This is a genomic window from Geodermatophilus sp. URMC 63, from assembly GCF_053502565.1.
Window position 1 is genome coordinate 2,323,960 of record NZ_CP199956.1, and the last position, 22,431, is coordinate 2,346,390.

The following is a 22,431-nucleotide window of genomic DNA, read 5'->3' on the forward strand; positions in this document are numbered from 1 at the left end:
GCGCCTCGCAACCGTCTGTCCCGCAGGCTATCGAGCCTCTACGGTGCCCCCCGTGTCCGAATCCCCCCGACGGGTGTCCTCCGAGGGAACTGCAGGTGACCGGCCGGGGGTGATCGTCGACGTCCTGGTCGACGCCTTCTCCGAGCTGATGGCCGCCGACGCCGACGCCTTCCGCACCAAGTTCCGCAAGATGGCCGCCGACCCGTTCGCCTTCTACCGCGGCAGCGCCTGCCTCTTCTACGCCGACATGGACGCCCTCGAGGACCGCTGGTGCGACGAGCGGACCAGCCGCGTCTGGATCCAGGGCGACCTGCACGCGGAGAACTTCGGCACCTACATGGACGGCGCCGGGCGGATCGTCTTCGACGTCAACGACTTCGACGAGGCCTACGTCGGTCACGTCAGCTGGGACCTGCGCCGCTTCGTCGCCAGCTTCGCGCTGCTGGCGTGGAGCAAGGCCCTGGGTGACGACGTCATCGGCGACCTGCTGGGCACCTACCTGCGGGCCTACCTCGACCAGGTCGAGGCCTTCACGCGCTCCGACGAGGACCGCTCGTTCGCCCTCACCGCGGCCAGCACCGAGGGCGCCGTCCGGGAGGCCATCCTCGAGACGACCACGCGCACCCGGGGGTCGCTGCTGGACCGGATGACCGTCGTCGAGGACTACGAGCGGCGCTTCGCCGACGGCGGGCGCGTCCGCCGGCTGGACGACGCCGAGCGGCGGACGGTGCTCGCCGCGCTGGAGCGCTGGCGGGGGACGGTGGTGCCGCCGGTGCGCCGCCGCGACGTCGCCTACGACGTCAAGGACGTCATCGGCACCGGCGGTTTCGGCATCGGCAGCGCCGGGCTCCCCGCCTACAACGTGCTGCTCGAGGGCTACGACCAGGCGCTGGAGAACGACGTCGTCCTCTCGCTCAAGCAGGGCAACGTGGCCGCGCCCAGCCGGATCGTCCGCGACCCCCGGCTCGGGAGCTGGTTCGAGCACCACGGGCACCGGACGGCGGTCAGCCAGCGGGCGCTGCAGGCCAACGCCTCGCAGTTCCTGGGCCACACCGAGATCGCCGGCGTCGGCTTCGTCGTCCAGGAGCTGTCGCCCTACGAGGTCGACCTGGACTGGGACGACCTCACCGAGCCCGACGAGATGGCGCCGGTGCTGGCCCAGCTGGGCCGGGCGACGGCGAAGGTGCACTGCGTGGGCGACGTCGACAGCGACCACACGCTCGTCGACTTCCAGACCGAGGAGGCGATCGTCGGGATGATCGGCGGCCGCCGCGAGGAGTTCGTCGCCGACCTGGTCGACTTCGCGCACTCCTACGCCCGCCGGACCCAGGAGGACCACCGGCTCTTCGTCGACGCCTTCCGCGCGGGCCGGATCCCCGGGATCAGCTCGAGCGGGTCGCACCCGGGACGTCGCTGAGCATGCCGCGGTGGGGGCCGATGCCCGGCTTGTCGTACTCGCCGGTCACCACGGTGAACCCCATCCGCTCGTAGAAGCCGACGGCGCCCACCCGGGCGTCGCACCAGAGCAGGTCGCCGCCGCGCGCGGCGACCAGCGCCCGCGAGGCCTCGACCAGCGCCCGGCCGGCGCCCGAGCCGCGCACCGCGGGGTCGGTGGCCATGCCGCGCAGCTGCCACGGCGCCCGGGCGTCGGGCCGCCACGGGCACGGGGCGGGGGAGAGCCGGACGACGCCGGCCACCGCGCCGTCGGCGGTGCGCGCGGCCAGGTGCACGGTGGCCGGGTCGTCGTCGCCGGGCATGCCCGCCGGCCCGCCGCCGCGCAGCACCGCGCTGCGCAGCGGCAGGACGACGTCGACCGGGACCTGCGCGACGGTCACCGTGGTCCGGGCGTCGGCGGTCATCGTCACGGTCTCCTCCCGTCGAGGTGGCCCTCCCGCAGGGGCCCGCACCGGTCCTGCGAGGTGTGGGGGGCAGGAGGGTCCTTCAGCGGGCCCGTCGGCCCCGGCGGGTGCGCAGGTAGTCGGCGACGACGTACTCGCCCAGCCGCTCGCTGTCGGGGGTGAACACCCGCCCGCCGGCGCGCGCCGTGATGTCGTGGACGAAGTGCACCAGCCCGGGCTCGGGGTCGAGCGCGAACACGTTGAGCGTCGCGCCCGACCGGGCCACCCGCTCGACCTCGGCGACGGTCTTGGCGATCGTCTCGGGCATCGGCGGCCAGCAGAAGTACGGCGTGCCGTCCTCCTCCAGGTGCGCCGTCGGCTCGCCGTCGGTGACCACCAGGACCACCGGCTCGGCGTCGCGGTGCCGGGCCAGGAACCGGCGGGCCAGCATCAGCCCGTGCTGCAGGTTGGTGCCCTGCAGCGTGTCCACGGAGAGCTCGGCGAGCGTCTCGGGCTTGAGCACCTGCGCGGTGGAGGAGAACCCGATGATCTGGATCGCGTCCTGCGGGAACCGCGTGGTCACCAGGGAGTGCAGCGCCATCGCCGTCGACTTGGCCGCGCCCCACGTGCCGCGCAGCGCCATCGAGTAGGACAGGTCGACCAGCAGCGCGACGGCGGCCCCGGTGCGCCGCTCGGTCTCGACGACCTCGAAGTCCTCGACGGCGATGCGCACCCGCCGCTCGCCGTCCCCCCGCGGGTCGCCGGCGGTGCGCAGCACCGCGTTGCGGACCGTGCGGACGACGTCGAGCGGCTGCTCGTCGCCGAACTGCCACTCCCGCGAGCTGCCGGTGAGCTCCCCGGCCGACCCGGCGTCGGCGACGTCGTGCTCGCCGCGGCCGGTGGCGTCGAGCTTCGCGAACACCCGCCGCAGCGCGGTGGCGCCGAGCCGGCGGACCGCCTTGGGCGAGAGCTCGAGCTTGCCGTCGGAGCGGTTGAGGTAGCCCTGCCGCTCCAGCTCGCGCTCCATCTGGCGCAGCGCGGCGAGGTCGTCGACCGCCTCCCGGCCCAGTGCCTGCTCCAGCAGCTCCTCGTCGACGTCGGCCAGCGAGGCGCCGGCGTAGCCCTGCGAGAGCTGGTTGGACAGCGCCTCGAGGTCGGCCAGCTCCGCGACGGCGCTGGTGGCGTCACCCAGGCCGAGGGACTGCTCGCCGTCGGGCACCTGGCCGCGCTGCCCCCACGGCAGGTCCGGGCGGGCCTGGCGCAGCGCGTCCTGCAGGTGCGCCATCTCGCTGGCCAGCCCCAGGTCGGACATGGTCTGCGCCATCAGGTCGGCCAGCTCCGCGCGTTGCTCCGGCGACAGGCCGGCCATCATCCGCTCCTGCGCCGCGGCCCGGCGGGCGAGGGAGTCGACCAGCTCGTCGACCGACTGCGGGTCGTCGGGGAAGAACTGCCCGTGCTTGTCCATGAACTCGCGGAACTGCTCGTCGGTGTCCTCGCCGCGGTTGTGCGCGTCGAGCAGCTGGGAGAGGTCGGCGACCATGTCCTTGACCGCCTGCATGTCGCCCTCGGTGGCGTTCTGCAGCGCCTGCTTCATGTTGGCGAAGGAGCTGTCGAGCACCTCCCGGCGCAGCAGGTCCTGGATCTGGTCGTAGGCCTGCTGCGCCTCCGCCGAGCGGAACGGGTAGTCCTTGAGCGCGCGGACGGCGCCCGCGGTGTCCTGCGGCAGCGCGTCGAGCTCGGCCTCGGCCAGGCGGGCGGCGTCGTCCGGGTCGGGGAACAGCTCCCGGCGCTCGGCCTCCAGCGCCCGGTCCAGCAGCTCGCGGACCTCCTGCAGGGTGCCGTCCATCCGGCCGGCGGTGCGGGCCTGCCGCAGCCGGTCGCGGACCGACCGGCGCAGCTCGTCGAGGCCGCGGCGGCCGTCCATGCCGCGGCGCAGCAGCTCGCGCAGCGCCTCGCGGACCCCGCTGCCGCCGAGCACCGAGTCGCCGATCTCGTCGACGGCGCTGCCCAGGTCGTAGGGCGGGGCCAGCGGGTCGGGCCCGCCCCGCCAGCGTCCGTACCGGTAGCCCCTCCCGGGCCGGCGCGTCACCTCAGGCCCCGTACACCGTGCGGGTGCCGTCGGTGTCCTTGGCCAGCCGGCGGGTGAGGTAGAGGCCCTCGAGGGCGAACTCGACGGCGGCGGCGGCCTGCTCGGCCGACTCCTCGCCCTCGGGGACGCCGAGGCGGCCCAGCAGCTCGGCGAGCTTCGGGATGGTGCCGAGCTGGCCGAGCAGCGCCGCGCCGGGCACCAGCTCACCGGACTCGACCGTCTCCCCGCCGGTGAAGTGCTCCTGCAGGCCGGTCAGGTCCAGGCCGCCGCAGCGGGCGCGGAAGGTCTGCGCGGTGGCCTGCCGCAGCAGGTGCTCGAGCACCTCGAGCTCGCGCTCGTCGTCCGGGTCGCTGCCGGCGTCGGCGAACTCGACCTTGCCGCGGCTGGCCGGGACGATCCCCGGCAGGTCGACCACGCGGGCGACCGGCCGGGTCTCCCCGGCGACGGCGGCCCGGCGGACGGCGGAGGCGGCCACGGTCTCCAGCCCCGCGATGGCGAACCGGGCGCTGACGCCGGAGCGCTGGTCGACGTGGCTGGACTCGCGCACCAGCCGGGTGAAGCGGGCGACGATCTCCAGCAGGTGCTCGGGGACGACGGGCGCGTCGAAGGCGTCGTGCCGGCTCGGCCCGCCCAGCCACGACGTGTGCGCCTCCTGGCGCAGCAGGCGGACCTCGTCGGCCAGCTCGATCGGGTAGTGGGTGCGCACCTCGGCGCCGAAGCGGTCCTTGAGCGGGGTGATGATCCGCCCGCGGTTGGTGTAGTCCTCGGGGTTGGCGCTGGCCACGAGCAGCAGGTCCAGCGGCAGCCGCACCCGGTAGCCGCGGATCTGGATGTCGCGCTCCTCCAGCACGTTGAGCAGCGCGACCTGGATGCGCTCGGCGAGGTCGGGCAGCTCGTTGACGCTGAAGATGCCGCGGTTGGTGCGGGGCACCAGGCCGTAGTGGACGGTCTCGGGGTCGCCCAGCGTGCGGCCCTCGGCCACCTTGATCGGGTCGACGTCGCCGATGAGGTCGCCGACGCTGGTGTCGGGGGTGGCCAGCTTCTCCCCGTAGCGCTCGCTGCGGTGCAGCCAGCCGACCGGGGTGTCGTCGCCGTGCTCGGCGATCTGGCGGTGCGCCCACACGCTGATCGGTGCCAGCGGGTGCTCGTTGAGTTCGCTGCCGGCCAGCACCGGGGTCCACTCGTCGAGCAGGCCGACGAGGGTGCGGATGAGGCGGGTCTTGCCCTGGCCGCGCTCGCCCAGCAGGACGAGGTCGTGGCCGGCGATGAGCGCCCGCTCGACCTCGGGCACGACGGTGTCCTCGAAGCCGACGATGCCGGGCAGGGTGGGCTGGCCCGCGCCGAGGCGGGCGAGCAGGTTGGCGCGGATCTCGGCCTTGACCGGCCGGAAGGCGGCTCCGCCGGCGCGGAGCTCGCCGAGGGTCGTGGGTGCGGGTGGGGTCTGCGCTGGGGCCCCTGGGGAGGCGCTGTCCGTCACCCCCGACACGGTACGACGGCTGCCGACGGTGCGGGCGCCGTTCGCCGTCCTCCCCTGCGAGGATCCCGGCATGGCCGTGACCGCGGGGGAGGGGGGCGGAACCCCGCTGGTCGGCGGGGCCGACGTCGCCGCGGCGGCGGCGCTGCTCGAGGGGGTCGTGCGGCGGACGCCGCTGGAGCACTCCCGGGCCCTCGCCGAGCGGGTCGGGGGGCCGGTCTGGCTCAAGTGCGAGAACCTGCAGCGGACCGGCTCGTTCAAGTTCCGCGGGGCCTACACGCGGCTGGCCCGGCTGTCGGCCGACGAGCGGGCGCGCGGTGTCGTGGCGGCGAGCGCGGGCAACCACGCGCAGGGGGTCGCCCTGGCCGCCCGCATGGTCGGCGTGCGGGCGACGGTGTTCATGCCGGAGAGCGCGCCGCTGCCCAAGGTGGCCGCCACCCGCGGCTACGGCGCGGAGGCGCGGCTGACCGGGCACACGCTCACCGAGGCGCTGGCCGCCGCCGTCGAGCACGCCGAGCGGACCGGTGCGGTGTTCATCCACCCGTTCGACCACCCGGACGTCATCGCCGGGCAGGGGACGGTCGGGCTGGAGGTCCTCGAGCAGTGCCCGGACGTCGCCACGGTCGCCGTCTGCACCGGCGGCGGCGGGCTGGTCTCGGGCATCGCGGCGGCGGTGAAGGACCGCCGGCCCGACGTGCGGGTGGTGGCGGTGCAGGCCGAGGCGGCCGCCGCGTTCCCGGGGTCGCTGGCCGCGGGGCGGCCGGTGCCGCTGGCCGGGATGACGACGATGGCCGACGGCATCGCGGTCGGGGCGCCCGGGGAGCTCACCCTCGCCCACGTCCGGGATTTGGTCGACGAGGTGCGCACGGTGAGCGAGGAGGACCTCTCCCGGGCGCTGCTGTTCTGCCTGGAGCGCGCCAAGCTCGTCGTCGAGCCGGCGGGGGCCGCGGCGGTCGCCGCGGTGCTGGCCGACCCGGCCGCGTTCGCGCCGCCGGTGGTGGCGGTGGTCTCCGGCGGCAACATCGACCCGGTGCTCATGCTCAAGGTGGTGCAGCACGGCATGGCCGCGGCCGGCCGCTACCTGCGGCTGCGGCTGCGCGTGCCCGACCGTCCGGGCTCGCTGGCGGCGGTCCTCGCGGCGCTGGCCGACGTCGGCGCGAACGTGCTGGAGGTCGAGCACGAGCGCACCGCCACCCGCCTGGGGCTCGGGGAGGTGGAGGTCTTCGTCGTCCTGGAGACACGCGGGCCCGCCCACGCCGGGGAGGTCCTCGCCGCGCTCGACCACGCCGGCTACGAGGTCACCGCCGGGTGAAGGACCCCGCGCGAGGGGGTCGTCCGGGGCCGGCGATGAGTTCGGCGCGCTGCCGCGGTCGGTAGGGCATGGACCTGGTACACCGCCGGCACGGCGGGCTCTCGGAGCGTCGGTGCCCACACCTACCGTTGCCCTCATGAGCGACGCCATCCTCGTCGAGGGACTGCAGAAGCGCTTCGGCGCCAACACCGCGCTCGCCGGTGTCGACCTGACCGTCCCGGAGGGCAGCGTCCTCGGGCTGCTTGGGCCCAACGGCGCGGGGAAGACGACGGTCGTCCGCATCCTGAGCACGCTGCTGGTGCCCGACGGCGGCCGCGCCGAGGTGGCCGGCGTCGACGTCGTCCGCGAGCCCGGCCGGGTGCGCTCGCTCATCGGGCTGACCGGCCAGTACGCCGCGGTCGACGAGTACCTCACCGGCTTCGAGAACCTCGAGATGGTCGGCCGGCTGTACCGGCTGGGCAAGCGGGAGGCGCGGGCGCGGGCCGGCGAGCTGCTCGAGCGCTTCGACCTGACCGACGCCGCCACGCGGCCGGCGAAGACGTACTCGGGCGGCATGCGCCGGCGCCTCGACATCGCCGCCTCGCTGATCGCCCGCCCGCGGGTGCTGTTCCTCGACGAGCCGACCACCGGGCTCGACCCGCGCAGCCGGCTGGGCATGTGGGAGTTCATCGCCGACCTCGCCGGCGGCGGGGCGACGATCCTGCTGACCACGCAGTACCTCGAGGAGGCCGACCGGCTGGCCGACCGGATGGTGGTCATCGACCACGGCCGGGTCATCGCCCGCGGCACCGCCGACGAGCTCAAGGCGCAGGTCGGCGGCCAGCGGCTGGAGCTCACCGTCGGCCACGTCGGCGACCTGGTCGGCACCGCCGCCCTGCTCGCGCCCCTGGCGGCCGGCGACCCGCAGGTCGACGAGCAGACCCGCCGGCTGAGCGTGCCGGTGCGCGGGGGTACCGACGCCCTCGCCGAGGCGCTGCGGCTGCTGGCCGCGAGCGACGTGGAGGTGCTCGACGTCGGGCTGCGCCGGCCCGACCTCGACGACGTGTTCCTCACCCTCACCGGCCACGCGGCGGAGGACGGCGCCGGCGACACCGCCGCGCCGGCCGCCGGGCGCGTGCCGGCCCAGACCGCAGGGAGTGCCCGATGAGCGCGCTGTCCGTCGCCGTCGAGGACGGCCTCACGATCACCCGCCGCAACCTGGTCAAGGTCCGGCGGGTCCCGGAGCTCATCGTCTTCGCGACGCTGTCGCCGATCATGTTCGTGCTGCTGTTCCGCTACGTCTTCGGCAGCGCCGTCCCCATCCAGGGCATCAGCTACGCCGAGTTCCTGCTGCCGGGGATCTTCGCCCAGACGATCGTCTTCGGGAGCACGATCACCGGGGCCGGCCTCGCCGAGGACCTGCAGAAGGGCCTGATCGACCGCTTCCGCTCGCTGCCGATGGCGTCCTCGGCGGTCCTGGTCGGCCGGACGGTCGCCGACCTGGCGCTCAACGCGCTGTCCATCGTGGTCATGAGCGTGACCGGGCTGATCGTGGGCTGGCGGATCCACTCCTCGGCGCTCGAGGCCCTGGCCGGTTTCGCCCTGCTGCTGCTGTTCGCCTACGCCATGAGCTGGCTGATGGCCACCGTGGGGCTGCTCGTGCGGACCCCGGAGGTGGTGCAGCAGGCCAGCTTCATCGTGATCTTCCCGCTGACCTTCATCGCCAACACGTTCGTGCCGACGAACAACTTCCCGACGCTGCTCAAGGTGATCGCCGACTGGAACCCGGTGTCGGCGGTCGTGCAGGCCGCCCGGCAGCTGTTCGGCAACACGGCGCCGGTGCTGGAGACCTCCGACGCGTGGTCGCTGCAGCACCCGGTGCTGTACACGGTGATCTGGTCGGTGCTGCTGCTGGCGGTCTTCGTGCCGCTGTCGGTCCGGATCTACCGGCGGACCGCCAGCCGCTGAGGCCGGGACGGGTCGAGCCGGAGGCCTCCGGGAGGGCCGGCGCGGCGGGGGCGCAGGATGGGACGTGATGAGCGCCGCCGACCCCGCCCCTGCCGCGTCCAACCCCCTCCTCGCCGAGTCGCCCCTGCCCTTCCGGCTGCCGCCGTTCGCCGACATCTCCCTGGAGGACTGCCGCGAGGCGGTGCTCGCCGGGATGGCCGAGCAGCGGGCCGAGGTCGCGGGGATCACCGGGTCGGCGCAGGCGCCGACCTTCGAGAACACGATCGTGGCGCTGGAGCGCTCCGGCCGGCTGCTGGCGCGGGCCGAGGCGGTGTTCGGCAACCTCTCGTCGTCGCTGTCGAGCCCGCGGCTGCGCGAGATCGAGCGGGAGCTCGCGCCGCTGGAGGCCGCGCACGCCGACCTGCTGCGGCTCGACCCGGCGCTGTTCGCCCGGGTCGACGCCGTCCACGAGGCCCGCCACACCTGCGGCCTCGACGCGGAGGCGGTCCGGCTGGTCGAGCGCCACCACCTCGACCGGGTGCTGGCCGGCGCGCGCCTCGACGAGGACGGGCGGGCCCGCCTGTCGGAGCTGAACCGGGAGCTCTCGGAGCTGTCGACCCGGTTCGGGCAGAACCTGCAACTGGCCACCGAGGCCGCCGCCGTCCGGGTCGCCGACGCCGCCGAGCTCGACGGGCTCTCCGAGGAGGAGGTCGCCGCCGCGGCCCGCGCCGCCGCCGACCGCGGCCTCGACGGGTACCTCCTGCCGCTGCTCCTGCCCACCGGTCAGCCGGTGCTGGCCAAGCTGCGGGACCGGGAGCTGCGGCGCCGCGTGTTCGAGGCGTCGGTGGGCCGGGCGTCGTCCGGGGAGCACGACAACGGGCCGGTCGCCGCGCGCATCGCCCGCGCCCGGGCCGAGCGCGCGCGGCTGCTCGGCTTCGCCACCCACGCCGACCTGGTGCTCGCCGACCAGACCGCCGGCAGCACTGCCGCCGTCGACGCGATGCTCGCCTCGATGGTCGGCCCGGCGACGGCCAACGCCCGGGCCGAGGCCGAGGTGCTGGCCGAGCTGGCCGCCCGCGACGGCGTGACCGAGCTGGCCGCCTGGGACTGGGCGTTCTACAGCGAGCGCGTGCGCGCCGAGCGGTACTCGGTGGACACCACGGCGCTGCGGTCGTGGTTCGAGCTCGACCGCGTCCTGGTCGACGGCGTCTTCCGGGCCGCAGAGCTCCTCTACGGCTACCGCTTCACCCCGCGCCCGGACCTGGCCGGCTACCACCCCGACGTCCGCGTCTGGGAGGTCAGCGGGCCCGACGGCGAGGCGGTCGGCCTCTACCTCGGCGACTTCACCGCTCGCGAGGGCAAGCGGGGCGGGGCGTGGATGAGCTCGTTCGTCCCCCAGTCGCGGCTGCTGGGCACCCGGCCGGTCGTCGTCAACAACCTCAACGTGGCCCGCGCCCCGGAGGGCCGGCCGACGCTGCTGACCCTCGACGAGGTCAACACCCTGTTCCACGAGTTCGGCCACGCGCTGCACGGGCTGAGCTCGGCGGTCACCTACCCGCGCTTCGCCGGCACCGCGGTGCCGCGGGACTTCGTCGAGTTCCCCAGCCAGGTCAACGAGGTGTGGGCGCTGTGGCCGGAGGTCCTGGCGCACTACGCGCGGCACGTGGAGACCGGGGAGCCGCTTCCGGCCGCCGTCGTCGAGGCGATCGACGCCGCGTCGCTGTGGGGCGAGGGGTTCGCGACCGTGGAGTACCTGGCCGCGACCCTGCTCGACCAGGCCTGGCACCGGATCACCCCTGAGACCGAGGTCGGCGACCCCGCCGAGTTCGAGCGCCGGGCGCTGGCCGACGCCGGCGTCGCCTCCGACCTGGTGCCGCCGCGCTACCGGACAACGTACTTCCAGCACGTGTTCGCCGGTGGCTACGCGGCCGGCTACTACTCCTACATCTGGTCGGAGGTCCTCGACGCCGACACCGTGGAGTGGTTCAAGGAGCGCGGCGGGCTGCGTCGGGAGAACGGCGACGTCTTCCGGGACCGGCTGCTGTCCCGCGGCGGGTCGGTGGACCCGCTGGAGGCCTTCCGCGCCGTCCGCGGCCGCGACGCCGACCCGACGCCGCTGCTCAGGCGGAGGGGGCTGCTCCCCACCTCGTCGTGATCGTCGGGGTGAGGCCTACAGCCAGGGGAGTCCCAGCACCAGGTCGAGGTCGTCGGGGGCGTCGCCGTCGCGGACGAGCCGGTTGGGCTGGCGGTGGCCGCACGCCGTGCAGCGGTGCACCACCTGCCAGCCCTTGCCCGACTTCTCGACCAGCCCGATCGGCTCCATGGGCGCCCGGCAGTCGCTGGCGCGGTCGCCGGGCAGGTCGTCGACGTGCAGCGACCACAGGCACCGCGGGCAGTGGTTGCGGTAGTGCCCGTCGGTGTTCGCCGGGACGTCGGCGGCGCAGTGCACGCAGACGAAGCCGGTGTTCTCCGCCCGCCGGGAGCGGGGCATGCCGAGGGCGGGGCGCGGGGCCCGGGTCAGGGGACGAACGGCTCGACGGCGACGACCTCGACGGTGATGTCGCGGCCGTTCGGCGTCCGGTAGGTGACCGACGTGCCCGGCTCCGCGCCGAGGATCGCCGCGCCCATCGCCGACTCGGGGGAGTAGACGGCCAGGTCGGTGGTGCCGGCGATCTCGCGCGAGCCGAGCAGGAACTTCTCGGTCTCGTCGTCGCCCTGGAACCGGATGGTGATCACGGTGCCGAGCTCGGCGGTGGTCGCCGTCGTCGGCGGCTCGCCCACGTGCGCCTTGCGGAGCAGGTCGGTGAGCTGCCGGATCCGGTGCTCCTGCTTGCCCTGCTCCTCCTTGGCGGCGTGGTAGCCGCCGTTCTCCTTGAGGTCGCCCTCCTCGCGGCGGGCGTTGATCTCGGCGGCCATGGCCGGCCGTCCGGCCACCAACTGGTCGAGCTCGGCCTTGAGCCGGTCGTGGGCCTCCTGGGTCAGCCAGATGCCCTGCTCGTTCTCAGTGGGGGTGGTCACGCGGGGGACTCCTGCAGCTCGGGGGCCGCCTCCCGGCCAGGAGGCGACGACGTCGATCCGGCCAAGCTAACACCGGCCGTGGGGCCCCTGCACGGACCCGGCGCACCCGGATCGGGGCCCGGCAGAGGCGGTCGGAGGTGTCCGACCGCACAGTGACGCGCAGCACACCCAGCCCTCCGGAGGGCGGGGTCCGCGGCGTGCCCGGGCCCGGCCGGGGGACACTGGTCCGGTGACCGAAGCGGACCCGTTGCGCCTGCTCGCCGTGCACGCCCACCCCGACGACGAGTCGAGCAAGGGTGCGGCGACGATGGCGAAGTACGTCGCCGAGGGCGTCCAGGTGATGGTGGCGACGTGCACCGGCGGCGAGCGCGGCTCGGTGCTCAACCCGGCGCTCGACCGCCCGGAGGTCTGGGAGCGCCTGCCGCAGCTGCGCGCCGAGGAGATGGCCCAGGCGCGCGAGATCCTCGGCGTCGAGCAGGAGTTCCTCGGCTTCGTCGACTCCGGCCTGCCCGAGGGCGACCCGCTGCCGCCGCTGCCCGTGGGCTGCTTCGCGCTGGTGCCCACCGAGGAGGCGGCCGCGCCGCTGGTGGCGCTCATCCGCCGCTTCCGCCCGCACGTCGTGCTCACCTACGACGAGCGGGGCGGCTATCCGCACCCCGACCACGTCAAGACCCACGACGTGTCCGTGCTCGCCTTCGAGGCGGCCGGTGACCCGGAGCGCTACCCCGACCTCGGGGAGCCCTGGCAGCCGAGCAAGCTCTACTACCACATGGGTTTCACGCTGACTCGCACGCGGGCGCTGCACGAGGCCATGCTCGAGACCGGCGCCGAGTCGCCCTACGCGGAGTGGCTGGCCACCTGGGACCCGGCGCGCGACATGAGCCACCGGGTCACCACCCGGGTGCCCTGCGCGGAGTACTTCCCGGTCCGCGACGCCGCGCTCATCGCGCACGCCACCCAGATCGACCCCCAGGGCCGCTGGTTCGCCTGCCCGATGGACCTGCAGCAGCGGGTGTGGCCCACCGAGGACTACGAGCTGGCCCGCTCGCTGGTCGACTCGACCCCGCCGGAGGACGACCTGTTCGCCGGCATCCGCAGCGAGGTGCCGGTCCCGTGACCGCCATCGCCCTGGGCGCCGTCCTCGCCGAGCAGGAGCTGCCCGAGGACGTCGGCAAGTCCGGCCCGCTGGGCCTGTTCCTCCTCCTGGTGCTGCTGGTCGCCGTGGCGCTGCTGGTCAGGTCGATGACCGGGCACCTGAAGAGGCTGCCGCGCAGCTTCGACCCCGACGACGAGCCGACGGTCGTCGTCCCCGACACCCCGGCCGAGCTCGTCGACCCGCCCCGGCGGCCCGGCCAGGACCTGCTCGACACGCTGCGGCAGGCGCCGCGCGCCATCGAGGGCCCCAGGCGCGACGACCGGACCGACCCGCCGGCGCGCTGACGCGGGCAGGTCCGTCCGGCGCACCGGTCAGCGCGCCGCGAGGTGCGGCTCGAGGGCCCGGTCGATCGCCGCCCGCGGCCGGGCACCGACGATGGTCGTCACGACCTCGCCGTCCCGGAACAGGCTCATCGTCGGCATGCCCAGGACGGCGTACGCGCGGGTGACCTCCGGGTTGGCGTCGACGTCGAGCTGCACGACGCGCAGGCGGTCGCGCTCGGCGGCGGCCAGCTGCTCGAGGACCGGCGTCACCATGCGGCAGGGGCCGCACCACGACGCGGTGAAGTCGACGAGCACGGGCAGGTCGCTGGCGAGGACGTCGGCGGCGAACGTCGCGTCGGTGGTGGACGGCAGGGTGGTGCTCATCGGACTCCCTCGCGGAGGACGGAGGCGACCAGCTGGTCGCCCGGGGTGAGCTCGGCCCCGCAGTCGCACACCAGGTGCGCGCCCACGTGGCCGCCGCAGCCGGCGTGCTGGTAGGTCACGTCCGGCGGGCGGTCGTCGGCCAGGTGCCGCGCCGCCCAGTCGGAGAAGGCCGCCAGGACCGGGAGCAGGTCGCGCCCGGCCGGGGTGAGGACGTACTCGGACCGCGGCCGGGCCCCCGGCAGCACGTACTCGCGCTGCTCGAGCACCCCGGCGGCCACCAGCCGGCGCAGCCGGTCGGCCAGGACGGTGCGCGGGGCGCCGGTCGTCTGCTGCAGGTCGGTGAACCTCCGGACGCCCAGCGCCGCCTCGCGGACGACGAGCAGCACCCACCGGTCACCGAACAGGGAGAGCGCCTCGGTCACAGCCACGGTGCTGAGTGTGGACCCTGTACTCAGGGCTGTCCAGAGGACGGGGCCGGCGACCCGCCGGCCCCGCTCTCGTTCCTCACCAGGCGTGCGCCACGTCGACGGTGACGCGGGAGCCGCCCCCCGGGCCGTCCAGGACGAGGACCCGGAAGGGGAGCCGGGCGCGGACGCCGAGCCCGACGGTGCTCGAGCCCTCGAAGGAGTGCGCCCACGCGACCTGGCGGAAGGTGCGGTAGCCGGTGACGTCCACGGCCTCGGCGTCGTCCGCCGGGTCGTAGGTCGCCGCGCCGTTCCCGTCGTGGGCGGGGGTGTGCACGACGACCTGCAGGTCGGCGGCGCCGCGCAGCGGCACGGGGCGGCCCGAGGCGTCCTCGTACACCGCGGGCACGTAGCGGACGTCGTAGCCGACGTCGGCGGCGTCGACCCCGGCCAGGTCGAGGACCAGCCGGTCGTAGCAGTCGTGGCGGCCGGCGCGGACGTCGTCGAGCACGCCGCCGCCGCGGTCCTGCACCGTCTCCGGGGTCGAGCCCCAGACGACGGCGCAGGACGAGGCGGCGGAGGCCGGGGCGGCCGCCGCGGACACGACGGCGGCGGTGGCGGCGAGGACGACGGCGGTGCGGGTGCGGGTGGTGACCACGGGATCCTCCAGCATCGGTGGTGGGGACTGCGGATGCTGGAAGAGTGCGACGACGCGCGGGCGGCCACCATGGCCCGCATCGCCCACAGCTGTCGATCCTCGGGCCCGCCAGCTGGCAACACCTGACGAGGACCGGACGGTCGCTCCTGATGCGGGGTGGCAGCTGTCGTGCGCGTCGTCCCGGGCGTCCACCATCCGCCCGGGGCGGGCCGTGTCCGCTCTCGGCGCACACGCGACGTCTTCCCGGACGACCACGTGGGTCTTACCGTGTAATCACGTAAGCACCGCACTCCAGGAGGCCGTCGTGCACGGACACCACCGCTTCGCCGACTCACCCTTCGCCCGGATGGGCGCCCCCGGCTTCCGCGGGCGCGGCCCCGGTGGCCGCGGCCGCGGCCCGGGAGGGCGGGGAGCCGACACCCCGCCACACGTCGACCGGGCCGAGGTGGCCGGCTGGTTCGCCGGCCGCCTGCCGGACGGCTGGTTCACCGGGCCGGTCGACCTGGTGGTCGACCGCGACGAGATCACCGTCGTCGGCACGCTGGCCGAGCCCGACGCCGGCGAGGGCGACCCGGCCGCCGCGCGGGCGGGGCGGATCGCCCGCTTCCGCGAGGACACCCGCGAGCAGCGCATGGCGATCGCCGACGCGGCCCAGGAGCGCTACGGCCGCTCGGTGGCCTGGGGCGCGGCCTGCGGGGACGTCCGCGAGGTGTTCACCAACGCCTCCGTGCCGGTCATGACCCGGCTGCGCCAGCCCGAGCGGCTGGTGCTCGACACCCTCGTCGACGCCGGCGTGGCCCGGTCGCGGTCCGAGGCGCTGGTGTGGGCGGTGCGCCTGGTCGGCCAGCACGCCGACTCCTGGCTGACCGAGCTCCGCGACGCCATGACCTCGGTGGAGGAGGTCCGCGCCCGCGGCCCGCGCCTGGACTGATCCTCTGCCAGGCTGCTCCGGTGACCTCGCCGGAGCTGCTGGGCTCGACCTCCGCCGCCCTCTCCGCCGTCGTCTCCGGCCTCACGCCGGAGGAGGGCTGGGCGCCCAGCGGGTGCACCGGCTGGGCGGTCCTCGACCTCACGCTGCACCTGGTGGACGACGCCCGCCGGGGTCTGGTCGCGCTGGCCACCCCGGCGGGCGGTCCGGCCACCAGTGACGCGGTCGCCTACTGGCGGTCCTGGCAGCCGAGCGCCGAGCAGGACGCCGACGTCGCCTGGCGCACCCGGGTGCGGGCCAGCGTCACCGGCGGGCTCCCGGAGCTGGCCGCCGTGTACGCCGAGCTGGTCGCCGCCGTGGGGGTCATGGCCGGGCGGGTGCGGCCCGACGACCTGGTGCGGACGCAGGGACACGTCCTGCGCGTCGACGACCTGCTGTCCACGCTGGCCGTCGAGGCCGCCGTCCACCACCTGGACCTGGTGGCGCGGCTGGACCGGCCCGGTCCTGCGCCCGAGGCGCTGGCGGAGGTGCGGCGGGTGCTCGAGGGCCTGTGCGGCGGCCCGCTCCCCGCCGGGTGGGACGACGCGACGGCCGCCCGCCGCGGCACCGGCCGGGAGCCGCTGACCGACGCCGACCGCGCCGCGCTCGGCGACGCCGCGGCCCGCTTCCCCCTGTTCGGCTAGCACCCGGCGCCGAGGAGGGACACTGGACGTCGTGCCTGCTCCCGCCGCCGTCCCCGCCGCGACCGACGTGCTGGTGGTGGGAGCCGGACCGGCCGGGTCCGCCGCGGCCGCCTGGGCGGCACGCGCCGGGCACGACGTACTGCTCGCCGACGCCGCCGTCTTCCCCCGCGACAAGGCCTGCGGCGACGGGCTGACCCCGCGCGCGATCGCCGAGCTCGACCGGCTCGACCTCGGCTCCTGGGCGCGCTCCCGGGCCCGCAACCGCGGCCTGCGCGCCGCCGGGTTCGGCCGGCAGTGGGAGCTGCCCTGGCCCGGCGGGGAGTTCCCCGACCACGGCAGCGCGGTGCCGCGCACCGAGCTCGACGCCCGGATCCGCGAGGTGGCGCTGGCCGACGGCGCCGTCGCGCTGGAGGGGGCCCGCGCCGTCGACGTCGAACGGGACGGCGAGCGGGTGACCGGCGTCGTGTTCGAGACCGCCGACGACGAGACGGTCACCGTCGGCTGCCGGCGGCTGGTCGTGGCCGACGGCGTCCGGTCGCCGCTGGGCCGGGTCCTGGGCCGCGAGTGGCACCGCGACACCGCCTACGGGGTCGCCGCCCGCGGCTACGTGCGCTCGGGCCGGGCCGACGACGAGTGGATCTCCTCGCACCTGGAGCTGCGGGGCGCCGAGGGCGAGCTGCTGTCCGGCTACGGCTGGGTGTTCCCGCTGGGCGCGCGGGCCGGGCAGGTGAACATCGGCGTCGGCACGCTGGCCACCGCCCGCCGTCCCGCCGGGGTGGCGCTCAAGGCGCTGCTGGAGGTCTACGCCGACGCGCGCCGCGAGGACTGGCGGCTCGACGGGCCGGTGGAGGCGCCGGCGTCGGCGCTGCTGCCCATGGGCGGTGCCGTGTCGGGCGTGGCGGGCCGCAACTGGGCGCTGGTCGGTGACGCGGCGGGTTGCGTCAACCCGCTCAACGGCGAGGGCATCGACTACGGCCTGGAGACCGGGCGCGGCGTCGTCGACCTGTTCGGCGAGGACGACTGGTCGCACGCCTGGCCGGCCACGCTGCGGCGGCACTACGGCGAGGCGTTCTCCATCGCGCGCCGGCTGGCCGGGCTCCTCACCGTCCCCCGCTTCCTGCCCGCGGCCGGGCCGGTCGGCATGCGCTCCCGCGCCCTGATGACCGTGGCGCTGCGGGTGATGGGCAACCTGGTCACCGACGCCGACCGCGACGTCGTCGCCCGGGCCTGGCGCACCGCCGGGCGGCTGTCCGGCCGCGCGGACCAGCGGCCGCCGTTCAGCTGAGCCGGCCCCCTGCTGGCCTCACACGAAGGGCGAGTTGTACATCGCGAAGTAGACGGCGATGTAGTGGCAGATCGCCGCCACGATGGTCATCGCGTGGAAGACCTCGTGGTAGCCGAAGACGCCGGGCACCGGGTTGGGCCACTTCACCGCGTAGGCCACCCCGCCGAGGGTGTACAGCACGCCGCCGACCGCGAGCAGCACCAGCGAGGTCACGCCGGCGATGTGCAGGATGTCGGTGAGGATGAAGACCGCGACCCAGCCCAGCCCGAGGTAGAGCGGCACGCCGACCCAGCGCGGGGCGGTCGGCCAGGTCAGCTTGAGCGAGACGCCGGCCAGCGCGCCGGCCCAGACGGTGCCGAGCACCCAGTAGCCGGTCGGCTGGTCGACGGCGAGCAGCGAGAACGGCGTGTACGTCCCCGCGATGAACAGGAAGATCATCGAGTGGTCGAGCCGCTTCATGACCTTCCAGCCGCGCGGTGACCAGCGCCGGCGGTGGTACAGCGCGCTGATGCCGAACAGGCCGCAGATCGTCACGCAGTAGACGGCGACGGAGAACCCGGCGCGGGCGCCGAGCACCGACCCGAGCGGGACGAGCACCGCACCGGCGACGATCGCACCGAAGAAGGCGAACAGGTGCAGCCAGCCGCGCATCCGCGGACGGGTGTCGGGGTGCTCCCAGTCGCCGTCGGCGAAGTCCGCGGCGGTCCAGGTCCGGTCGACCTGCCGGCCCTCGTGGAGGACGGTCGCGACGGCGGTCCCGCGAGGGGCCTCGAGCTCGGCCCCGTCGTCGGCCTGCACCCGGACCGGCTCGAGGTCGTCGGGGGCACCAGCACTCATGGACCGAGGTTACGGAGCCGCCGTTGTGGGTGCAGCGGAAGCGGCCTGTGAGGTCGCTGCCACTCCCCGGCACGGGTGCCACGGCTCGCCGGTACGGCTGCGGAACGTGAACGTCCCGGGGCATAGTGTGTGCCCCGTGGGGGCGCGCCAGTGGGTCCGCGACGCCCTGACCCAGGTCTACGAGCACCGGCTGGCGCGGCAGCTGGTCGGTGCCGACGTCCCCCGGCACGTGGGCGCGATCATCGACGGCAACCGGCGCTGGGCCCGGGCCACCGGCCTGCTCGACCCCAACGCCGGGCACCGCCGCGGAGCCGACCGGATCGCCTCCTTCCTCGGCTGGTGCGACGAGGCCGGCGTCGAGGTGGTGACGCTGTTCCTGCTCTCCACCGACAACCTGTCGCGGCCCGAGCCGGAGCTGACGCCGCTGCTGCGGATCATCGAGGGCGTCGCCGAGGACCTCTCCGCGCCCGACCGGCGCTGGCAGCTGCGGCCCGTGGGCGCGCTGGAGCTGCTGCCGGCCGAGACCGTCGCCGTGCTCAAGGAGGCCGAGGAGGTCACCCGCGGTCGCCCGGGCGCCCACGTCAACCTCGCCGTCGGCTACGGCGGGCGGCGGGAGATCGCCGACGCCGTCCGGTCGCTGCTGGCCGAGCACGCCAGCCGGGGGACGACGCTCGACGAGCTGGTCAGCGTGCTGGACGTCGAGCACATCGCCGAACACCTCTACACCCGCGGCCAGCCCGACCCCGACCTGGTCATCCGCACCAGCGGGGAGCAGCGGCTGTCGGGGTTCCTGCTCTGGCAGACGGCGCACTCGGAGTTCTACTTCACCGACGTCTACTGGCCCGACTTCCGCCGGGTCGACTTCCTGCGCGCCCTGCGGGCCTACGCGGCGCGCCACCGCCGATTCGGTGGGTGACAGACTCGGGCGCATGGCCTCCGGCACCGTCGACGTCCCCCTCGAGTACGTCCGGCTGGGGTTGCGCTTCGACCGCCTGGAGTCCGGCTTCGTCGACGCCTACACCGGTGAGAAGCGGATCCGCGCTGAGGTGGAGAGCGAGCCGGCACCGACGCCGCAGGGCCTGCGCGACCAGGCCCGGGCGCTGCTGCGCGAGCTCGAGGTCGCCGGGCTGCCGGCCGACCGGACCGAGTTCCTCCGCGGGCAGCTGACCGGCCTGGAGTACAGCGCCCGGAAGATCGGCGGCGAGCCGGTGCCCTTCCTCGACGAGGTGCGCGGCTACTTCCAGGTCGACCTCGTCCTCGGGGACCCGGCCGACTACGCCGCCGCGCACGCCGAGCTGGAGACGCTGCTGCCCGGGGAGGGGTCGCTGGCCGAGCGGTACGCCGCGCACCGCCGTCGCGAGGAGTGCCCGCCGCAGCGGCTCGGGGAGGCGGTGCACGCGCTGTCCAGCGCGCTGCGCGACCGGGTCCGCGGCCGCTACGGCCTGCCGGAGGTCGAGACGGTGCGCTACGAGATCGTCACCGACAAGCCGTGGTCGGGCTTCAACTACTACGAGGGCGACTACCGTTCACGGGTGGCGGTCAACGCCGACCTGCCGCACCGGCTCAGCCAGCTCGCCCACCTGGTGGCGCACGAGTCCTACCCGGGCCACCACACCGAGCACTGCCGCAAGGAGCGCGGCCTGGTGGAGCGCGCCGGGCACCTCGAGCACACCGTCTTCCTGGTCAACACCCCCGAGTGCCTGATGGCCGAGGGGCTGGCCGACCTCGGCGTCGACGCCTCGATCGGTGCCGGCTGGGGGCCGTGGACCGCCGAGGTGCTCGGCGACCTGGGCCTGCGCTTCGACGGCCACCTCGCCGAGCGGATCGCCGAGGCCGCCGCGCCGCTTAACCGGGTGCGCCAGGACGCCGCGGTCCTGCTGCACGACCGCGGCGCCGACGCCGACGAGGTGGCCGCCTACATCCAGCGCTGGTCGCTGGTCAGCGCCGAGCGTGCCCGTCAGCAGCTCCGCTTCCTCACCCACCCGCTGTGGCGGGCCTACATCACCACCTACGTGGAGGGCTACGACCTGCTGCACCGCTGGCTGGCGGCCCGTCCCGAGGGCCAGGACGTCGCCGACCGCTTCGTCCGCCTGCTCGACGAGCCGCTGACCCCGGCCGTCGTCACCGCCGAGCTGCCGGCCGCCTGAGCCGTGTCCCGCCGCGACCCGGAGGAGGCCCGAGCCCTGGGCCTGTGGACGGCGGGCTGGCTGTTCGTCCTGCTGCTCGCCGGGCTGCTGTGGGTCGGCGACCTGCGGGTGCAGTGGCCGGTGCTGCTGGTGCCCGCGCTCTGGGCGCTGGTGGCGCTGCGGCCGCGGCAGGGGTCGGGGCGCCGCCGTCCCGACCGCCGTGCCGACCGGCATCCCGACCGGCGTGCCGACCGCCGCCCCGACAACCGTCCGGACCGGCTGGATGACTGGCCACCGCGCGAGGACCGGCCGCCGCGGGGCGACCCGCCGGCGCGGGACGTGCCGCCCACCCGGGAGCTGCCGGCCTCGTGGCAGCAGTCCTGGCCGCCCGACCGACCGGGGCGCGGCCGCCGCGGGTGACCCCCGTCCGGTGGGACGGCCGGGGCGGGAGTGTGCCCCGGAGGAGGGACACGCCTCCTGCGCGTCGTGCTCCTGTCACCTCCCGGCTCTAGCGTCCGGGGTGGAAGGCGGGCCCGTCCCGCCGTCCACGGGAGGCCCGGTTGGTGCTGACGAGTCCGTCGACCAGGGGGCCGGTGCCCGGCCCCTGTGCCGGGGCCCCGGTTCCCCTCGAGCCGGGGCGCGCCGCGCCGCGCCCCACGGGAGCTGCCTCGTGACCGCTCGTCGCACGTACGTCCTCGACACCTCCGTCCTGCTCTCCGACCCCGGTGCGCTGCTGCGCTTCGGCGACGCCGACGTGGTGCTCCCGCTCGTGGTGATCGGTGAGCTCGAGGACAAGCGGCACCACCCCGAGCTGGGCTGGTTCGCGCGGCAGGCACTGCGCATCCTCGACGAGCTGCGGGTGGCGCACGGCCGGCTCGACGCGCCGGTGCCGGTGGGGGAGGACGGCGGCACCGTGCACGTGGAGCTCAACCACAGCGACCCGGGCGTGCTGCCGGCCGGCTTCCGCTCGGACGGCAACGACAGCCGGATCATGGTGGTGGCGCTCAACCTGCGCGCCGAGGGCCGCGACGTCTGCCTGGTCACCAAGGACGTGCCGCTGCGGGTCAAGGCCGCCGCCGTCGGCCTGGCCACCGACGAGTACCGCGTGCACGACGCCGTCGACGCCGGCTGGACCGGCCTGGCCGAGCTCTCGGTCGACGACGCCGAGATCGACGGCCTCTACGACGGCGGACAGGCCTTCGTGCCGGCCGCCGCGGACCTGCCGGCGCACACCGGGCTGGTGCTGCTGTCCTCGCGCGGGTCGGCGCTGGGCCGGGTGACACCGGACAAGCAGGTGAAGCTGGTGCGTGGCGACCGCGAGGCGTTCGGGCTGCACGGGCGCTCGGCCGAGCAGCGGATCGCGCTGGACCTGCTGCTCGACCCCGAGATCGGCATCGTCTCCCTCGGCGGGCGGGCCGGCACCGGCAAGTCGGCGCTGGCGCTGTGCGCGGGCCTGGAGTCGGTGATGGAGCGGCGGGCGCACGCGAAGGTCGTCGTCTTCCGGCCGCTGTACGCCGTCGGCGGGCAGGAGCTCGGGTACCTGCCCGGCAGCGAGGGCGACAAGATGTCGCCCTGGGCGCAGGCGGTCTACGACACCCTCGGCGCGCTGGTCTCCAGGGACGTGCTCGACGAGATCGCCTCCCGCGAGCTGATCGAGGTGTTGCCGCTGACCCACATCCGCGGGCGGTCGCTGCACGACTCGTTCGTCATCGTCGACGAGGCGCAGTCGCTGGAGCGGGGGGTGCTGCTGACCGTGCTGTCGCGGCTGGGCTCGGGCTCGCGGGTGGTGCTCACCCACGACGTCGCGCAGCGGGACAACCTGCGGGTCGGCCGGCACGACGGCATCGCCGCGGTGGTCGAGCAGCTCAAGGGCCACCCGCTGTTCGCGCACGTGACGCTGACCCGCTCCGAGCGCTCGCCGATCGCCGCGCTGGTCACCGAGATGCTGGAGGACCTCTCCCTCTGACCGCCGGCCGCTGCTCCTCCTGGGGCGCCGTTGCCGGCGTTCCTCGTGCTGTGCGGGTGCTGCAGGACCGGCACTGCGCGAGGA

General features: G+C 75.2%; 23 protein-coding genes. 14 read left to right on the plus strand and 9 right to left on the minus strand.

Annotation, left to right across the window (positions count from 1 at the left end):
- The first annotated feature begins 52 nt into the window (after positions 1–52).
- Positions 53–1,417, plus strand: coding sequence for a DUF2252 domain-containing protein (locus ACWIZO_RS11240; RefSeq protein ID WP_448642532.1), 1,365 nt, complete (start codon positions 53–55; stop codon positions 1,415–1,417).
- On the opposite strand, the gene ACWIZO_RS11245 is transcribed toward ACWIZO_RS11240, so the two are convergent.
- From ACWIZO_RS11245 to ACWIZO_RS11255, 3 genes are all read right to left on the minus strand, one after another.
- Positions 1,383–1,859, minus strand: a complete 477-nt coding sequence (locus ACWIZO_RS11245) for a GNAT family N-acetyltransferase (protein ID WP_448642533.1) — start codon at positions 1,857–1,859, stop codon at positions 1,383–1,385. The genes ACWIZO_RS11240 and ACWIZO_RS11245 overlap by 35 nt on opposite strands.
- 82 nt (positions 1,860–1,941) lie before the next feature.
- Positions 1,942–3,927 carry a VWA domain-containing protein gene (locus tag ACWIZO_RS11250; protein WP_448642534.1) on the minus strand — a complete coding sequence of 662 codons (1,986 nt, stop codon included), beginning with the start codon at positions 3,925–3,927 and terminating at the stop codon, positions 1,942–1,944.
- A 1-nt stretch (position 3,928) separates the two neighbouring features.
- Positions 3,929–5,404 (minus strand): sigma 54-interacting transcriptional regulator, encoded by a 1,476-nt coding sequence (locus ACWIZO_RS11255; RefSeq protein WP_448642535.1) that lies wholly within the window; start codon positions 5,402–5,404, stop codon positions 3,929–3,931.
- Positions 5,405–5,474: 70 nt separating this feature from the next.
- On the opposite strand from ACWIZO_RS11255, the gene ilvA reads away from it, so the two are divergent.
- The 4 genes from ilvA (at position 5,475) to ACWIZO_RS11275 (ending at position 10,794) form a co-directional block, all read left to right on the plus strand.
- Entirely contained in the window at positions 5,475–6,713 is a 1,239-nt protein-coding gene (ilvA, locus tag ACWIZO_RS11260) for a threonine ammonia-lyase (RefSeq protein WP_448642536.1), read from the plus strand.
- A 136-nt stretch (positions 6,714–6,849) separates the two neighbouring features.
- The gene (locus ACWIZO_RS11265; RefSeq protein WP_448642537.1) at positions 6,850–7,860 is read left to right on the plus strand and encodes an ATP-binding cassette domain-containing protein; all 1,011 of its coding nucleotides are present in this window, start codon (positions 6,850–6,852) and stop codon (positions 7,858–7,860) included.
- The gene (locus tag ACWIZO_RS11270; RefSeq protein ID WP_448642538.1) at positions 7,857–8,660 is read left to right on the plus strand and encodes an ABC transporter permease; all 804 of its coding nucleotides are present in this window, start codon (positions 7,857–7,859) and stop codon (positions 8,658–8,660) included. The genes ACWIZO_RS11265 and ACWIZO_RS11270 overlap by 4 nt, the downstream gene beginning before the upstream one ends.
- Positions 8,661–8,727: 67 nt before the next feature.
- Positions 8,728–10,794, plus strand: coding sequence for a M3 family metallopeptidase (locus ACWIZO_RS11275; RefSeq protein WP_448642539.1), 2,067 nt, complete (start codon positions 8,728–8,730; stop codon positions 10,792–10,794).
- Positions 10,795–10,809: 15 nt separating this feature from the next.
- On the opposite strand, the gene ACWIZO_RS11280 is transcribed toward ACWIZO_RS11275, so the two are convergent.
- A complete protein-coding gene (locus ACWIZO_RS11280; RefSeq protein ID WP_448642540.1) occupies positions 10,810–11,130 on the minus strand; it encodes an RNHCP domain-containing protein in 321 nt (106 codons plus the stop codon).
- A 26-nt stretch (positions 11,131–11,156) separates the two neighbouring features.
- Positions 11,157–11,657 carry a transcription elongation factor GreA gene (gene greA / locus ACWIZO_RS11285; RefSeq protein WP_448642541.1) on the minus strand — a complete coding sequence of 167 codons (501 nt, stop codon included), beginning with the start codon at positions 11,655–11,657 and terminating at the stop codon, positions 11,157–11,159.
- A gap of 229 nt (positions 11,658–11,886) precedes the next feature.
- On the opposite strand from greA, the gene mca reads away from it, so the two are divergent.
- Together mca and ACWIZO_RS11295 are read left to right on the plus strand one after the other, a co-directional pair.
- Positions 11,887–12,774 carry a mycothiol conjugate amidase Mca gene (gene mca / locus ACWIZO_RS11290; protein ID WP_448642542.1) on the plus strand — a complete coding sequence of 296 codons (888 nt, stop codon included), beginning with the start codon at positions 11,887–11,889 and terminating at the stop codon, positions 12,772–12,774.
- Positions 12,771–13,097, plus strand: a complete 327-nt coding sequence (locus ACWIZO_RS11295) for a hypothetical protein (RefSeq protein WP_448642543.1) — start codon at positions 12,771–12,773, stop codon at positions 13,095–13,097. Before mca ends, ACWIZO_RS11295 begins: the two co-directional genes overlap by 4 nt.
- Before the next feature lie 27 nt (positions 13,098–13,124).
- Here the strand turns inward: ACWIZO_RS11295 and trxA are convergent, their stop codons facing one another.
- The 3 genes from trxA to ACWIZO_RS11310 all read right to left on the minus strand — a co-directional run bounded on the left by trxA (position 13,125) and on the right by ACWIZO_RS11310 (position 14,522).
- A complete protein-coding gene (gene trxA, locus ACWIZO_RS11300; RefSeq protein ID WP_446758753.1) occupies positions 13,125–13,460 on the minus strand; it encodes a thioredoxin in 336 nt (111 codons plus the stop codon).
- On the minus strand, positions 13,457–13,888 hold the full coding sequence (locus ACWIZO_RS11305) for a winged helix-turn-helix transcriptional regulator (protein WP_448642544.1): 432 nt from the start codon (positions 13,886–13,888) through the stop codon (positions 13,457–13,459). The genes trxA and ACWIZO_RS11305 overlap by 4 nt, the downstream gene beginning before the upstream one ends.
- 76 nt (positions 13,889–13,964) lie before the next feature.
- Entirely contained in the window at positions 13,965–14,522 is a 558-nt protein-coding gene (locus ACWIZO_RS11310; RefSeq protein ID WP_448642545.1) for an AMIN-like domain-containing (lipo)protein, read from the minus strand.
- A 304-nt stretch (positions 14,523–14,826) separates the two neighbouring features.
- Here ACWIZO_RS11310 and ACWIZO_RS11315 point away from each other — a divergent pair, with 304 nt between their 5' ends.
- Genes ACWIZO_RS11315 through ACWIZO_RS11325 form a run of 3 tightly spaced genes read left to right on the plus strand, consistent with a single transcriptional unit; the run spans position 14,827 to position 17,418 of the window.
- Positions 14,827–15,453, plus strand: a complete 627-nt coding sequence (locus ACWIZO_RS11315; protein WP_448642546.1) for a hypothetical protein — start codon at positions 14,827–14,829, stop codon at positions 15,451–15,453.
- Between the two features lie 20 nt (positions 15,454–15,473).
- A complete protein-coding gene (locus ACWIZO_RS11320) occupies positions 15,474–16,133 on the plus strand; it encodes a maleylpyruvate isomerase N-terminal domain-containing protein (RefSeq protein WP_448642547.1) in 660 nt (219 codons plus the stop codon).
- Positions 16,134–16,164: 31 nt separating this feature from the next.
- Entirely contained in the window at positions 16,165–17,418 is a 1,254-nt protein-coding gene (locus ACWIZO_RS11325; RefSeq protein ID WP_448642548.1) for a geranylgeranyl reductase family protein, read from the plus strand.
- Positions 17,419–17,436: 18 nt separating this feature from the next.
- Here ACWIZO_RS11325 and trhA read toward each other — a convergent pair whose 3' ends face one another.
- On the minus strand, positions 17,437–18,255 hold the full coding sequence (gene trhA / locus ACWIZO_RS11330) for a PAQR family membrane homeostasis protein TrhA (RefSeq protein WP_448642549.1): 819 nt from the start codon (positions 18,253–18,255) through the stop codon (positions 17,437–17,439).
- 136 nt (positions 18,256–18,391) lie between these two features.
- Between trhA and ACWIZO_RS11335 the strand changes: the two genes are divergently transcribed.
- The 4 genes from ACWIZO_RS11335 to ACWIZO_RS11350 all read left to right on the plus strand — a co-directional run bounded on the left by ACWIZO_RS11335 (position 18,392) and on the right by ACWIZO_RS11350 (position 22,347).
- Positions 18,392–19,171 carry an isoprenyl transferase gene (locus ACWIZO_RS11335; RefSeq protein WP_446758760.1) on the plus strand — a complete coding sequence of 260 codons (780 nt, stop codon included), beginning with the start codon at positions 18,392–18,394 and terminating at the stop codon, positions 19,169–19,171.
- Positions 19,172–19,184: 13 nt separating this feature from the next.
- Entirely contained in the window at positions 19,185–20,402 is a 1,218-nt protein-coding gene (locus ACWIZO_RS11340) for a DUF885 domain-containing protein (RefSeq protein ID WP_448642550.1), read from the plus strand.
- A 3-nt stretch (positions 20,403–20,405) separates the two neighbouring features.
- The gene (locus ACWIZO_RS11345) at positions 20,406–20,801 is read left to right on the plus strand and encodes a hypothetical protein (protein ID WP_448642551.1); all 396 of its coding nucleotides are present in this window, start codon (positions 20,406–20,408) and stop codon (positions 20,799–20,801) included.
- A 250-nt stretch (positions 20,802–21,051) separates the two neighbouring features.
- Positions 21,052–22,347, plus strand: a complete 1,296-nt coding sequence (locus ACWIZO_RS11350) for a PhoH family protein (RefSeq protein WP_448642552.1) — start codon at positions 21,052–21,054, stop codon at positions 22,345–22,347.
- Positions 22,348–22,431 lie beyond the last annotated feature (84 nt).